The organism is Pseudomonas sp. PME37.24/006 (assembly GCF_055556635.1).
On the sequence record NZ_JBVHNL010000238.1, the window covers coordinates 1 to 249 of the forward strand.

Annotated in this window: 1 protein-coding gene; it reads left to right on the forward strand. The window is 65.1% G+C overall.

The genetic code is table 11. The features are described 5' to 3' along the window. On the forward strand, nt 1-193 hold a 193-nt coding region (locus ACZ3GY_RS24550; RefSeq protein ID WP_465912406.1), incomplete at its 5' end, for a glycosyltransferase family protein. Nucleotides 194-249: the final 56 nt, after the last annotated feature.

Here is a 249-nt window from a genome sequence, read left to right on the forward strand (position 1 = left end):
GGCAGGCACCTATCTGTTCCGCGATACCGCCTGCTATCTGAGCGCAGTGGCGCACTCGCTGACCCATGCCGACGCGGTGATGCACCGCGACCTGTTCTTCGTCTGTCCGCTGGTCAACGGACTGGTCGCGCAGGGCCTCGACGTGCTGCTCGAACCGGTCACCGACGTCGCCGACATCAAGACGGCCGGCTAACCCGCCGCTGCAATCGAAAGGCTGCTGATGCCGCGCTTCTCCATCGTCATCCCCTG